This window comes from Paenibacillus popilliae ATCC 14706, from assembly GCF_000315235.1.
Lineage (GTDB): Bacteria > Bacillota > Bacilli > Paenibacillales > Paenibacillaceae > Paenibacillus_B > Paenibacillus_B popilliae.
In genome coordinates, this window is record NZ_BALG01000026.1 from 1 (window position 1) to 13,915 (window position 13,915).

Here is a 13,915-nt window from a genome sequence, read left to right on the forward strand (position 1 = left end):
GGGTGGTGAGAACTTTCATTCTACACGAATCCGGCCATGAGCCTTTTGTTTTTTTATTTCCAGAAGGTGTCGCACTTCATTTTACAATCCGTCATATACAATCAAATCACCCACCCGCCCCAAATCATCCGAAACGGTTGGGGTCAGTATCACATCATAATTCGGTGTATTGATCTGCGGCAAACCTTTCGGATTGACTTCAACAAAGGGTTCGAACTCTCGGAAATACCCGTTTGTCTGGTTAGCTGTTATCGTGGCTTCACCCTGGAGAATGCGCTGTCTTTGCACTTTCTCCATTTCTTGCCGCAAAGCTCCAGCGAGCTGCAAGGCTGCTACTGCGGCCAGCCCAACATCGTAATGCGAGGTCAGTATGCCGCTTTCCATTCGGTTGAGATTGGTTTCGTTGACCGGCGTTCCGGGAACCAGGACATCACCCGTTTGCTGGTCGATGACCCTGTCTTCCCATTCGAGCGGCTCATATACTTCATCGCGTAATGACATGTTTTACACCTCCTGAATAACGAACTTGAATTCGAGTAGCAAGCCTTTGTCCGCGCTATGCGGCTGAGCATCGGTTCGTTCGGAGATCATCTCGCCGGACGCCCCCAGCAGACGCGAACGGGTGACGGTCCCGTAAGGTTCATTTGTCAAATAAATATGTTTTCGCACCGTTGCTCCCTCCAGGAAGGACCGGCGGATGCTGGCCGGGTAGGTCACGCCGTCGATCTCCACGTCCGCCGCCACGATCCGCTTGTCCAGATAGTCGGCAAATTCTTGCAAAATGATCGGATTTAGCATTTAGGCCACCTCTTCCCCGCAATGATAAACGCCGCAAGGGAAGGGGGATCTGTAGCCCGTTGCGACGCTGTGATCAGAATAAATGTCAAAATTCCGGCGTTGGCCGCTGGTTGTAATGCTCGGGCGTTCCCCGACCTTGAAGGTTCCAGCTCGGGAATAATCCGCAGCTCCGATGACCGGATGGGAAATAATCGTCGGTTTCGTCGCTTGCGAAACGCCGATGTTCTCGCGATCGCGTATAGGCCCACTATAAAGGACCCCGCTAGGATCATATAATCCTTTCCCTTGGATCAACCGGCTTTGGACGGCGATTCCTTCCTGGTAGATCAGGCCGGAGGTTGACCACCAAGGCCAGCGGCCAGCGTGAGCCGTTCCGGCTAGCAACTCCATCCTAATCCGATTACGCCGATAGTGATTGGCGTACACTGTGTACCCCGATTCCGGCAGCACCGGATCGATGCGGAAGGAGTAACCGACATGTGCCGGTTTGTGCTTTTCCAGCAAGGTGATCAGCGGCCCGAAGTCGTAGCTGTCTTCCTCTGAAACCAAGGTGAACGGGATAATCAAGCGCCCCCAGGCTAGGCTCAATGAAGGCTCGACCGTCTGGAGAATGCGAAGAAGGCTGTTCCTGCCTCGTCGCTTCTTCGCCATAATCAGCCTGCGGCGCAGTTCGAGGTCGAGATCTTCATTAACCGGCAACCCGAACTGTTCTTCGTAGTACCGCAGCCCCCAGGTCGCCCGCTCGATGAAGTATTGCTCCAGAATCTCGTCCAGCGTAAGGATCAGCCCGTCAATTTCCACTCCTTGCGTTTGATAAACGGCCTGCATAACCCTGTCCCGGTCATATTGCCCCGGCTGCAAATACGAATGCATGCGATCTTTAGCCGTCATGTATAGGTCACACTCCCAAGCTGGGCAAGCTCATTGACTTCCAGGAGGATGTCCTGCCTTGAGCCTTCCAGGAGGATGTCGCCGACGTTCTCTATACCGAGGGTATAGATGACGCTGGCCGCAGCTTCTTGTATTTTGATGACGCCGCCCGGATTGACCTGGAACAGATAGGCGTTCAGCGCAGCCTCCGCATTGACGCGGGCTTGTTCCAAGGTGTAGCCCGGCTTTGGCACCAGTCCGGGAATCGTGGCGTCGATATAGGTCGTTGTGGCCGCGTGAACCGTGACCTTGGCGCTGACAGGGGCAAGCCCTTCGCCGCGTCCGCGACTTAGCGGGTCGATATGCTCTTGAACGGCGTCAATGGTCGGCTGCGGAGCCGGTCGCCCATCCAAATCCAGTATGATGATGCGGACCGTTCCGACGCCTTGCCAAAGCGGTTCGACCAGGACGTTACCAACGCCCGATACCTGTTTGGCCCAGGCCACATAGTCCGAGATATTGCCGTCGCCTTCTTCTCGCCGGTTCTCTTCGAGGATACGCTGGCGCAGCGTTTCGTCTTCTTCTTCGTCCACGCCGCCATGTAGGGGATTGAGGTTCGTCACAGACCGTATGCCGGGCAGCGGCTCGGTTAAATGGCGAACCGCTCCTATCGGCACGTTGCCGATAAGGCCAACGTCAACCGCTTTTACAGCCACTCGCCCCTTGCCAGCATTGTCCAGCACCATAGCGGCCAGCGTTCGATATAGCTTGGCTGGCGTGGAATCCGTGCTTTCGGTACTAACGAGATAACCTTCAGGAACAGGGGAACCCGGATCGCCAGTGAACAGCACATCATCGCCGGACGTTCGAGCTGCCACCGCTGGGCGTCGCTCCAGTCCGTTCTCCTGCGCCTTGTAGGTCAGGTAGTCGCCGAATGTCGTCTGTACGAATGCGCGGCGCAGCACTTCCTTAGCCCATTCCGAAGCAAGCACCAATTCAATAGCAACCGGTGCGATGGCATCCCAGGGGATGGAACCTTCCGTTTTATCCAAATCAGCAGGCATCCGGTCAAGCATCCGCTGCCGGATCACTTCTTCGAGCTGATCTTTAAGGAAAGGGGGGAGGTCATCCATTCATTTTCACCTCCAACCGTTTAGGATCGCCGATCACCGGAATGGCCGTGAACGAAACCAGCAGCTCGTCGCCCGACCAGGTAAAGGCAAAATCTCGAACCGTATCCGTGCGCGGATCGACGATTAGCGCTTCCGTTATGGTTCGTTCCAGTTCCGATTCCGTAGCCTTTCGCGTTGGCTGCCGCCACGCCCCTTCACGCTCCGTCCCGAAATCCGGGCCATAGGCTAAATGAGTAAAGCGCAGCGTGGAGGCGGCTTTGATGCACCATTGCGCCCAGGCTGTCAGTCCATCGACCATGACGGCCCGCCCCGATCCGTCCATGACAACGCGCTTATTTTCAAAGTCATAAAGCCAGCTTTGCGGGTATTGGACTTGATTGTCGGCGGCGGCGTTCACCAAGGCCGGAACGTCGAAGGTAGGGAATAGATCAGGCATCCGCAGGCACCACCTTGCTGATTACGATAGGATCGTCCCGCACCCATAATACCAGGACGCGATCCCCCGGCTGAAGAGCAGGGGAGAAGCGCAGCTCCACGAAAGGGACATGCCCGCCGTCACCGCCTCCAGCAAAGTCCAGACGAGCCACCGGTGAATAGGCTGTCCCCGGCACATCCTCGCCAGCCGATCCGACGGGCGAAGCCGTCCGATAGATTCGAGATTCGGTCGGGAACTGCGCGTCCACTACCCATTCCGCCACCAGGTAGCCGCTGCGCGGAATGACCGGCCCGAACTGATCCAGCTTCAGGCCGTCGTCCGTGATGGTGCCCAAGTCCATCGCCGGGGCGGAGGCTGTCCGCTTCCCCGTCCGATTGTCAATCGCTTGTGCGAGTCGATTCACTCCTTTTCCGCTCATATCGTTTCCACCTCCATTGTCATGCTGTGCGTATCCGCATCATGCTGGATGCCCACGACAGCAAAATGACCTTCAATCGTCCCGACCGATGCGAAGATTTTATCCCCTCGCCGCAGGAATGGAAGGTCAGGAGCGGCGATTGTCCGCCGTTTTCGCGGAGCGCCGCGCTCGTTTAGAATCTCTTGCGCAGCCGCTTTTGCTGCTGCCGCCGTATCGTATTGCTCGTTATAGATCACGTCTTGCAGGATGCCGAATTCCGTCTTGCCGTCAAGCGTGGCGACAACCGGAGCGCGCCAGGCCTTGTCTTCTTTGCCAATTATTTTGACACGGGTAACGAGGTCTTCTATGTCCTGCTTATCCGTCATCCGGCGAACGATCTCCCCTTCAAAGCGGTATACTGTTTCGTTCTGCCCCTGGCGCAAGACGTTGATTTTTCCGCCACTCGCGCGAATAACGTATTTGCCGCCGCCGCGCTTTTGGACTTGCTCCAGCACCTTCCCGAGCATTGCCCCGAGGGTATCCCCGCGAAACACCTGTTTCGAGAGCGCCATGTCCGGCAAATCGTTTTGCCCGATAGGAATGTTCCAAGCTTTGGCGATGTCCTCGACAATGACGCGGGCCTTCGTGCCGTTCGGGTAATATCGGTCATCCTTGCTGCGCAAGAGATAGATCAGGATGTCGTATGCCTTCACGTTGAGAACACCGACAGAATCGTTTTCATATTCCCAGTCAAAGACGATCCCCTGATGGATTTCTTGCCAGCCCTCGCCCCAGTCGGCCCGCAGCAGCGTCCTGGCTCCCAGGGGGAGCTTTTGGTGCAGCCAGCCATCACCCAACCTTTGATTCAGGATGCGGAATTGCAAGCTTGCCGCCAGCTCGCCCGATTGCTCCGACCAACTCAAACTATTGGCGACATTGGGTAAGGAAAGCCGTTCTCCCTGGGGCAGAAGAACGGCAGTGTCGTACTTGACTTGCGCAATATTGATCATGCAGAACCACCCTAACCAGGCAGGCGCAACACTTGATCAGGTTTGATCTTGTTCGGATCAGGCCCGATTAGCGCCTTGTTCAGATTATAGATTTCCATATACCGCGCGCCGTTGTAGAGACGTTTCTTTGCGATTCCCCACAGCGTGTCGCCGCTGACAACGGTATGCGTCTTGGCTGATGCGGGCAAGGAACGGGAAGCCGAAAGAACTTTCGCTTCGGCTTTGGATTTAGCCTGTCCTTCAGGGTGGATCAGGATGTCCCTTGCCTGCACCAGCTCCAGCGAATAGCGCATATCCCCATGACCGCCCGACCAGGTGTGTTCAAACGTATGCATGAATACATCATGGTTGAATGGGGTTTCTGTCACCAGGAGCCGCAGTTTTGCGCCTGCGTTTCGCCAGCCGGACAGTTCCCCGGCAATGGCCCGAGGATCGCGCCACGACTTGACCAGCGAGGTATGCTTGCGCGTCGCTCCTGGCAGCAGACCGTCAAAGTTCATACGCACCAGCAGCGTACCTCGCGGCAAAGCATACTCACCCAGCTCGATGGCTTCGAACGTCTGAATGCGGGTGGTCGTGACGGCGGTTATGCGTTCCGGGTTCATCGGGAAATGCAGTCGTTTGCCGGTTTCATCTGTCAAATAGAAGTCCATGCTTCACCCCACCTATACACTGTTGTTCGTCGATTCATCAAGCCGCACGCCGATCTTCTCGGCGATCTCATCGGCGATCTCGTCGCCATGCTTACGGATTGCTTCGAGAACGCTTTGGCCGTCGCCACTTTCTACAGTAATGGAGAAATGAATGCCGCCCAGTTTGATGGTCAGTCCCGCCCCAGTTCCAGCCGGGGCCATTGGGGCGACCGGTGAAAACATAGGCGCTTCAGGCGCGCTTATGGCCCCGACGATGCCGCCAAAGGCGTAAGGGCGAACGCCCAGCATGCGCCCGGCGCGCTCCCAAAGCTCAAGCCCCCGATCCCGTTTGCCAGCCGAAAGGGGAATGATCGCTTCCGGGCCTGCCTCACCAACAAGGCCGATATGGGGAGTGGTGACAAAGCCACCTCGGGCGTATGCCCTGGCACCGGATGCCGCTTCCTGACCGGCTTCCTTGCCTTCCTGGAACGCGCGGGTTTCAGGTGCGCTTATGGCCCCGACGATGCCGCCGAAGGCGTAAGGGCGAACGCCCAGCATGCTTCCGACGCGTTCCCAAAGCTCAAGCCCCCGATCCCGTTTGCCAGCCGAAAGGGGAATGATCGCTTCCGGGCCTGCCTCGCCAACAAGGCCGATATGGGGGGGGGGGACAAAGCCACCTCGGGCGTATGCCCTGGCACCGGATGCCACTTGCTGACCGGCTTCCTTGCCCTCCTTGAACGCGCGGGTTTCAGGCGCGCTTATGGCCCCGACGATGCCGCCAAAGGCGTATGGGCGAACGCCTAGCATGCGCCCGGCGCGCTCCCAAAGCTCAAGCCCCCGATCCCGTTTGCCAGCCGAAAGGGGAATGATCGCTTCCGGGCCTGCCTCGCCAACAAGGCCAATATGGGGAGTGGTGACAAAGCCACCTCGAGCGTATGCCCTGGCACCGGATGCCGCTTCCTGACCGGCTTCCTTGCCTTCCTGGAACGCACCGCCGACTTTATCCCAAAACTTGCCCCAGCCGCCTTTAATGCTTTCCCAGGCGCTACTTGCCCTGCTTTTGACGTTGTCCCATTGGGATTGCCACCATTCACCATCGAACAGCGTGTCGTTGATGGCGTCACGCGTGCTGTTCCAGATGTCTTTCGTACTCTCCCAGGTGCTTGCCGCCCAGTCCTGCACCCCTTGCCACTTCTCGGCCCACCATTCACCGTTGAAGATCGTGGATTCGATGGCTGCAACGGCATTGTTCCAGGTTTCTTTCGTGTTCTCCCAGGAGGCGGCGGACCAGGCTTCGACCGCGCTCCATTTTTCATTCCACCATTCGCCGTTGAACAAGGTTTCGCCGATGTACCCAACCGCAAAGCCCACGCCTTTAGCAATGGCTTTCGGCCCGGTATCGGAAATCCAAGTCCAGGTCGCATTTGCGCCGTCTTTCAGCGACGGCCACAAGGTCGATTTGAACCACTGGGAAATGTCTTCGCCTTTGGAACCGATCCAGTCACCGATTGCACCGCCGCCCAGACCGCCTAGAATACCACCGATCAGGCCGCCGACTGCTGTTCCAATTCCAGGAACGACCGAGCCAATTGCCGCGCCACCAGCCGCTCCGGCTGCAAATCCACCCCACCCGCCGACTGCTCCGCCGATGGCGCGGTTCCGTTCGGCCCCCGGGGAGGCAGTCGCGATATTCGCCACGTCTAAGCCGATGGATAGCGGAAGCGCCAGCTTCCCCGCTGTTTGGGACAAGAGGCCAAGCCCCTTGCCGCCGCCTTTGAACAGGCTTTTCCACCAGCTTGTTTTCGGTGCGGAAGTCGGTCCGCCGAACGCTTTTTCCAACTCGTTGAAACGCTGAAGATGGCCGCTGTTTTTCATGAGAACCACTTCGTCGCGGCTATACGTCCGATCCAGCGGGATGTTGTCCCAGAACTTTTTGCCCGCCGGGCGATAATTGCCGGGAAGGTGTGCCGCCGGTCCTGCGGTCGTTGGGGCTGAGGTGGCACCCTTGGAGCCGCCGAACCAACGCTGATACCACGGAGCGCCCGCTGCTGTCTCGGCGGTTGTCGCCGCCCCGCCCTTAGAGCCGCTGAACCAGCGCTTATTCCAAGGTGAGCGCGTAGCCGTCTCGGCGGCGGTGGCCGTTGTCCGAGTGGCTGCTGCGGCTGCTGAACCGCCTTTGAGCCACTTGTTAACTGTCCGACCAGCTTTGAACGGTCCTTTCAGTATTTTTATAACTTTTCCAATCAACCAGGCGTCCATAGCCAACGCTAACGCCTGCCCCATCAGGCTGCTTGTTTCGCCACCAAGCCATGTCGGTTGCAAATTCAAAAATGCATCCTTAGCTTTGGCGGCGATCTTCCCCGCGTCAAATGCTTCGAGGAAGGCTTCGAGGAACGAACGTCCCGCTGTCGCGCCCGCTTGAATAAATGGCGATTCATTCAGATTGGCGTCGGGATCGGCAGCGCCGAGGGCGCTCATAATGAATCCGCCGAGCCCCCCGCCAATCGCAGCGCCAATTTTCCCGGAAATCTTTTCGACTTGAGCCTGGCCGGTGCCTTGCCACCATTTCATGAACAAATTATTCAGGTCGGTGAAGATGAACCGGATTTTACCGGCGAAATCCAGCCGGTTGAATTCCGGGTTATCCAAATATCGCTGCTGGATGTACTCAAAGGCATTCTCCAAGCGCCGCAAAACCCAGTTCGCGCCTTCCTTGGCGGTTTTCTCCAACGTAGCGCCCCAGCGCGCCAGCTTGTCGTCGTTATTCTCCAGCCACTCATTGACTTTTTGCAGCCGAGGGATAACAGCGCTTTGCAAGCCCTTTCCCCAGCGCATTAAAATCTGGATGCTGAACGCATCCTGAATTTGACCGGTCAGCCCGCGCGCGGTCAAATTGGCCGTCTTGCTCATCATGCCGTCAAATTCGCCCATCCCCTTGAGGATGTGCTGAATTGCCTGATCGGCAGGGAGCAGCCCTTGCTCGGACAATTTCCGCACTTCGGCAACGGACTTCCCCATACTTTCAGCGATGGATTTCCACGCCTGGACACCTGCATCCGTGAGCTGGTTCATATCCTCGGCGCTGACACGGCCCAGGGCGCGCATTTGCCCTAGCGCATAGACGATCCGTTCGATTGTGTCCGATCCGCCGCCCATCGCCGCCGCGACATCACCGATCCGGGTCAGCATGGGGATGATTTCTTCAGCACCGAACCCCCGGACAAGCAAAGCCTTCGCCTGTTCGATGACTTCTTTCTGGCCGAACGGCGTATCCTTGGCAAATCGTTGAACTTCCGCCATTAGCTTTTGTGCTTTGTCCACGCTATTGAGCATGGTTTCAAAACCAATCTGCGCCTGGGTGAAGTCGTCGCCCAGGCTAACCGGTATGATGATCCCGCCGATCCCGCCCGCGCCAAGGCCGAGCAGGCCGAGTGTTGAGGTCATCCCCCGGACAATTGCCCGCAAGGGGCGCGTTGCAAGGTCAAGCACCCGCACCGTAATGCGGTAGGTTCCGCTTCCCATGCGCCGGGCATAGCTTCCGACTTGTCGAATTACATTGGATGCCCGGTCCACCGCATGGATCGCAAGCTGCCACCGGCTGCGATTCATGCCGTCAAGTCGCTTCCTCGTTTTCTCCACCGTTTCATCAAAGCGACTGACTTTCTTCTCCGCATTGGATAGACCCGGTTCAGAATGATCCTCGACCGTTACCGGTATTTCAATGCGGTAAACTTCTTCAGCCACCAGCGATCACCCCTTTTTGCCTTGCTTTGTCAAGAATGCAGCTTGCTTGCGTTCTTCGGCCTCCGCTTCCAGCGCTATTTTTGTGGAGACAAGACAAAAAAGCCGCTCGCCTTCGGACAGCTTTAATATTTTGCTAGGGAGAATCCCTTGGCGCTGAAAGATATGGTGCAGGAGGGTTGCTTTTCCCCCTGCCTGAATCAGTTTTTTACGACTTCTTCGGCCTCTTCGCTTTCATCGTCAAGATCATACCCGGACAGGCGGTCGATCTGCTCGATCACCGCTTCTTTTTCTCCGGGCAGCAGTACCTTGTCAATGAGCTGCACACCACTGATGACATTGAGCTGCTCCCATGCCGCTTTGTTGTTCCAGACTTTTTTTTGATCTTCGGGAACTGTAGCTTCGTAAATCAGGAATGAGCGGTAACGAGCGGCGTCCGTGTCATCCGGCATCTTGATGCCGCCTAGGCGGCGATTTTTCTTGTACTTGGTGGCCTTGTCGCGGCAAGCGTTGTATTCCGCCTCGGACAGCGGTCGAATGCTGAAACGGAAGAACACTTTGCCTTTGCGGGCAATTTCAATGACCTTGCGTTCTTCTTCCGTGCTGGCCGCTGCATCGAGCAGGCCGCGCAGGATGTCTGGTTCATTGTCCAGCAGTTCCTCCGGCGTTGTACGGTTGTATTCGTTGTTTTCACTCATGGCAATATGCCTCCTGTTTATGGGTTTGGGGAAGCGCCCACGGATTCCCCAGGCGCAGTTTGTTACCTTGCGGCGCGAATAACACCGGTGAAGTTGAACACCGCGTCCGGTGCCTGGGAGCGCAGGCTGTCGGTCAGCTTCTTCAGCAGGATCGAATCCCGGATGACGGTTTCCGTAAACGTGAGTGTCATACTGTAGCTCTGCATGATCCCCCAGGTTTGTTTTTGCCCGGCAGGCTGATAGTCCGAGTTGGTGACGCTGATCTGCGCTTGCCAGGTGTTGACTTCAGCTAGGAACGTACCGTCGCCGTCGTACAGCTCGCCCGAGTAGCCCCGCGAAATATTGCGGAAGTCCAGGACGCCGTAATCGAGCATTTGTTGGATGTCCGGCGGGCTGTTCACCCGGAAGGACCATGCGCGCTGCACGATCTCCCCGACCTGGATGTTCGCCACGTCGATGGAGCCATCCGAGACGCAATCCCGGAAAATATACCTTGCATCTGTTGCCATCGCTGTTTAAGCCTCCTTATGCCGTTTGCGGCGTGAATTGGAACCCGAAATCCATGTACAGCTTTTCGATGCTGTCCAGGTCCACCAGGTCCGTGAACCGGAACCATGCCGAATCGCCTTGCGGCGGTTTGTCCGGGTCCACGATCAATTGACCGCCTTCCAGTCCACCCTCGCGGATCATCATTTGAATGATCCCGTTCGCAATCGTGATGACGAAGGCGCGGCCATCTGCATTGTTGTTCCATTTGCCGAGGTACGGGTGGAGCGTCAGGACAATCCGGTCGATCAGTTCGTACCGGGTTCGCGTCCGGCGGATTTTTTTCCAACCTTCGTCCTCGTCGGCCAGCAGCGTGACTTTGGTATTAATCCCATAGTCGATCTGCGCGAGGCCATCGGGGTTGAGCGAAAAGGTCAGCATGCCAGACCGGATTGCCTCTTTGTATTGCGCGTTTGTCAGCTCACCCACGATGCCAATCGAACCGGTCATCGGGACGTGAGTCATGCTGGCGTTGTAGGCGCCGGAGGCAATGACCCCGGCCACGCGGGCCGCAGCCTTCGCGCCTTTAATCGGGCCGCTGGCGGTATCGAAGCCGTTTCCGACATAGACGATAGCGAAGTCGTTGAACGCCTTGGCGTTGGTCTTGCGCGTGGCGAACGGGACGCTGGTCGATTCGCCGACCACGCCGATGATCCGCCCGCCGCCCTCGGACAACATGCGGCCCACGAACGACTGGAGGGAGGCGTGAACGCCTACGTCCTCGGAATCGGCCGTGACCGTGTCGAAGAATTTGCGCTCCAGCAGCTCGAAGGCGTCGGCGTAATCCTGGCCGGTGACAGCCGGATCGGCACCGCCGGTCAATGCGCCGTCAAGCAGCGCGTCAATCTCTCCGCTTCCTGCGGCCAGCTTCGTGCCCGTCAGGTATTGGCTGCTGGCGTTGACCGCAGCGACGAGCTGATCCGGCTCGTCCGAGCCTTTCGCAAACGTCAGTCGCTCAAGCTGGCGAGTGCTTTCGTGCAGCAGCAACTCGCGCAAGGAAGCGTCCTCCAGCGAATCCCGGATCGTCACGGTAAACGCCCGCGTCGTCGGGTATTTCGTTACCAGTCGTACTACCTTGACCGCCGTTGTGGCGGTATCGTCCAGCTCCAATTGTGCCGGGGTGCCGCCGGTTCCGACGCGCACGGCCAGCACCGTGCTGGCACCGCCGGAGAAGATTTCCCGGACGCATTCCGGCCCGGCGCCGCTGCCGAGCTTGCCGGATAGCTCTCCCGGCGTTTCCACCGTGGTGACCGCGCCGAGCGGTCCCCAGTTCGCTTTGACGGCGGCTGCGGACACGCCGACCGTTCCCGTGACGACGCGCGCGCCGCCCGCATTGTGCCAGCGGACGTAGACATCTGGTCTAATTTTCTGTTCGCCCAAAATAAATGTTTCGCCTGGCATTGGTTACACCTGCCTTTTCTTAAAGTCCTGAATCGCCTTCTCCGCTTCGGCGCGGGTCAGCGTGTCTTTCTCCACCCGGCGCAGCGCTCCGGCCAGCACGTCGGGGGAGACGTTAAACCCGGCGGCTGCGGCCATAATCTCGCGCTTGCTGTAGGCGGCTTCAGGCTTCGCTTTTTGTGATTTAGTTTCTTTGGCTCCCGCCATATCTAGGCACCTCCGTTAAGTGTGATCTGGTTCAGCGGCTGCGCTGCTGCGCTGGTCCGCAAGATGCCAAAGCGCACGTCCAGGGCAATTTGCCCCGTCCGAAAAGGGTCCAGCGTGCTATCAGCGGACACGCGCTGAATGATCATGCGCGATTGGTCCAGCATGGTGACGTGGCCATCGAAGGCGAGCTGCCGAACGGTTCGGTCCAGCCAGGTATTGCGCAACGGCACACGCGGAACGAGCATATGGCCGCGAACGGTCGCGTCGATCCACGCGCCCCAGGGCATCGTTTGTACGCTGCGGATCGCAGCGATCCGCCAGTACAGGGCGGGCGTTTCGTCCGATGGATTCCAGCATCGCGGGTCCGTCTGCATGTTCGGGAACCGCTCTGCCGTCCAGACCGATAAAGCCGATACGGGATCTGGCTCCACCGGTTCATGCAGCAGCCAGCCAAGCGAGAACACTTCAAACTGAATGCCTCGCGTGATCGCGTCGAATTTCTCGTCCAGCATGTCCGCGCTGGTGCTGCCAGTAAACCGGCACAAAACCGCCTCGCCAGTAACGCTATCCGTAAGCAGCCGGTGATCGAGCGCGTCAATCGTGGCCGAGACAAGGGCGTCCACATGCTTGAATTGTGTGTGTGCCACATACGGCCATACTTCGATCAGTGTACTGTTTCCCGCCCAGTCGTTTTCATCGGACTCGGAACCTTTAGTCATGACCAGGTAGGGCTTTTCTTCGTCCGCTGCCGCTGCATCCGTCTCGAAAACGCGCCCGTCGATTTCAGGGATATGGTCAATGAGCTGCTGACGGATCAGTCCGCGCATCACGTATCCCTCCAGACATCACGCACCGCCTTGCGCAGCGTCCCGATATGGCGCTGCACCGTCGGCTTGATGATTGGCCTTGGCTTCATCCCTTTGACGGACCTAGCAACCACATATTGACCGCCACCGACCGGGAAGCGGAGCGCCTTTTTGTGCTTCGGTCTAATCTCCCGGCGCTTTGGCCCGTACAAGCCGGTTCCGGTTTCAAGATAGCCGCCGGATCGCATCGTGTGCGCCAGGTATACGACGGCCATTCGGTCGTTTTTTCCGGACTGGCGGACATCCGCGCCGCCTTGGATGCCTTGCCGAGTGTGACCGGTGCGATCTTCCCAGGAAGCTCTCTGCCGAGCTTCACCTTCCATGATCTTGCCGATGTGCTTGGCGACAAGCAGCGTCGCCACTTTGCGGCGTTCAATCTTGGCTCGCACATCATCCAGGATCACCATATCACTTCACCCTCTCCAGCTCGGCAACGTACCCGCACACTTCGTTTTGCACGATCTGCGGGTGAACGGATGTGATCCGAAATTTCCCGTGCGGGTAGGAATCGAATTCCTGGGTGACATCCGGCCCGCTGCTGGGGAGGTTGACCATATAGTCGGCCAGCAGGGAATAGCTCTCGCTGACTTCCTTCCGGCCTGCCCGTTCGGAGACGGTTTCCGCCTTCAGCGGGCGCGATCCGACAAATACCCGGACTGTCAGTGGCCCGATCTGCGACTTGACTTCCTCAAATCCACCGCTCGCCTTCACGCGCTGCGTCACGCGAATGGTGATGTCCGTCGGGTTCTGGCGGATATTCCATCCGATATGTGCCTTTCTTACTGCTGCGTCGATCATCATAGCACCCCTGGTCGCTTCACATTCAGCAGGAACGAGCCTGCCGCGTTGGACGGGGGAGCTTGCACCATGCTGTCGAATGTCTCGGCCATTTTGAGCGCTGCGGCCAGCGCCTTGGATAGATCAACCCGTTCGTATTGCTCCGCACCCGTCTGATAGGATGCGATATCACCCAGCCGCTTTTGAATCCGTGCCGCCTTGCGCCGCCATCCCTCGGCGGCTGCGGCGTACAAGTTTGACGCCGACTGGATCAGCCGGTCCAGCCGGGCGTCGGTGAAGGCGGTGTCCTGATCGGTTCCTCCCTCGGGGATTTCCTCGTCGAGCAGCTCCCGCAGCTCTTCGCGTATGTCTGCCGTCGACGTCATGTGCAACCCTCCCACGCCAA

General features: G+C 58.1%; 17 protein-coding genes. All 17 read right to left on the reverse strand.

Features of this window, described 5'->3' with window-relative positions; all coding sequences use genetic code 11:
* Positions 1–81: 81 nt before the first annotated feature.
* Positions 82–501, reverse strand: a complete 420-nt coding sequence (locus PPOP_RS02920; RefSeq protein ID WP_006284546.1) for a hypothetical protein — start codon at positions 499–501, stop codon at positions 82–84.
* A 3-nt stretch (positions 502–504) separates the two neighbouring features.
* Positions 505–798 carry a hypothetical protein gene (locus PPOP_RS02925; protein WP_006284547.1) on the reverse strand — a complete coding sequence of 98 codons (294 nt, stop codon included), beginning with the start codon at positions 796–798 and terminating at the stop codon, positions 505–507.
* Positions 799–1,689, reverse strand: a complete 891-nt coding sequence (locus PPOP_RS02930; protein ID WP_006284548.1) for a putative phage tail protein — start codon at positions 1,687–1,689, stop codon at positions 799–801. It abuts the gene before it with no gap.
* On the reverse strand, positions 1,686–2,801 hold the full coding sequence (locus PPOP_RS02935; RefSeq protein ID WP_006284549.1) for a baseplate J/gp47 family protein: 1,116 nt from the start codon (positions 2,799–2,801) through the stop codon (positions 1,686–1,688). Before PPOP_RS02935 ends, PPOP_RS02930 begins: the two co-directional genes overlap by 4 nt.
* Positions 2,794–3,237 (reverse strand): DUF2634 domain-containing protein, encoded by a 444-nt coding sequence (locus PPOP_RS02940; protein WP_006284550.1) that lies wholly within the window; start codon positions 3,235–3,237, stop codon positions 2,794–2,796. Before PPOP_RS02940 ends, PPOP_RS02935 begins: the two co-directional genes overlap by 8 nt.
* Positions 3,230–3,655, reverse strand: a complete 426-nt coding sequence (locus tag PPOP_RS02945; protein WP_006284551.1) for a hypothetical protein — start codon at positions 3,653–3,655, stop codon at positions 3,230–3,232. Before PPOP_RS02945 ends, PPOP_RS02940 begins: the two co-directional genes overlap by 8 nt.
* On the reverse strand, positions 3,652–4,644 hold the full coding sequence (locus PPOP_RS02950) for an XkdQ/YqbQ family protein (RefSeq protein ID WP_006284552.1): 993 nt from the start codon (positions 4,642–4,644) through the stop codon (positions 3,652–3,654). Before PPOP_RS02950 ends, PPOP_RS02945 begins: the two co-directional genes overlap by 4 nt.
* An 11-nt stretch (positions 4,645–4,655) precedes the next feature.
* Positions 4,656–5,297: a LysM peptidoglycan-binding domain-containing protein gene (locus tag PPOP_RS02955; RefSeq protein ID WP_006284553.1), complete on the reverse strand. Its 642-nt coding sequence runs from the start codon at positions 5,295–5,297 to the stop codon at positions 4,656–4,658.
* A 12-nt stretch (positions 5,298–5,309) separates the two neighbouring features.
* Entirely contained in the window at positions 5,310–9,020 is a 3,711-nt protein-coding gene (locus tag PPOP_RS02960) for a tape measure protein (protein WP_006284554.1), read from the reverse strand.
* A gap of 197 nt (positions 9,021–9,217) precedes the next feature.
* The gene (locus PPOP_RS02965; protein WP_006284555.1) at positions 9,218–9,715 is read right to left on the reverse strand and encodes a phage tail assembly chaperone; all 498 of its coding nucleotides are present in this window, start codon (positions 9,713–9,715) and stop codon (positions 9,218–9,220) included.
* A gap of 62 nt (positions 9,716–9,777) precedes the next feature.
* Positions 9,778–10,224, reverse strand: a complete 447-nt coding sequence (locus PPOP_RS02970) for a hypothetical protein (protein WP_006284556.1) — start codon at positions 10,222–10,224, stop codon at positions 9,778–9,780.
* A gap of 16 nt (positions 10,225–10,240) precedes the next feature.
* Positions 10,241–11,662, reverse strand: coding sequence for a phage tail sheath subtilisin-like domain-containing protein (locus PPOP_RS02975; protein WP_006284557.1), 1,422 nt, complete (start codon positions 11,660–11,662; stop codon positions 10,241–10,243).
* Between the two features lie 3 nt (positions 11,663–11,665).
* Positions 11,666–11,866 (reverse strand): YqzN/YkzM domain-containing protein, encoded by a 201-nt coding sequence (locus PPOP_RS02980; protein WP_006284558.1) that lies wholly within the window; start codon positions 11,864–11,866, stop codon positions 11,666–11,668.
* Between the two features lie 2 nt (positions 11,867–11,868).
* A complete protein-coding gene (locus tag PPOP_RS02985) occupies positions 11,869–12,693 on the reverse strand; it encodes a hypothetical protein (RefSeq protein ID WP_006284559.1) in 825 nt (274 codons plus the stop codon).
* Entirely contained in the window at positions 12,693–13,139 is a 447-nt protein-coding gene (locus tag PPOP_RS02990) for a hypothetical protein (RefSeq protein ID WP_006284560.1), read from the reverse strand. Before PPOP_RS02990 ends, PPOP_RS02985 begins: the two co-directional genes overlap by 1 nt.
* 1 nt (position 13,140) lies before the next feature.
* Entirely contained in the window at positions 13,141–13,530 is a 390-nt protein-coding gene (locus PPOP_RS02995; protein WP_042227226.1) for a hypothetical protein, read from the reverse strand.
* A complete protein-coding gene (locus PPOP_RS03000) occupies positions 13,530–13,895 on the reverse strand; it encodes a hypothetical protein (RefSeq protein WP_006284562.1) in 366 nt (121 codons plus the stop codon). The genes PPOP_RS02995 and PPOP_RS03000 overlap by 1 nt, the downstream gene beginning before the upstream one ends.
* Positions 13,896–13,915: the final 20 nt, after the last annotated feature.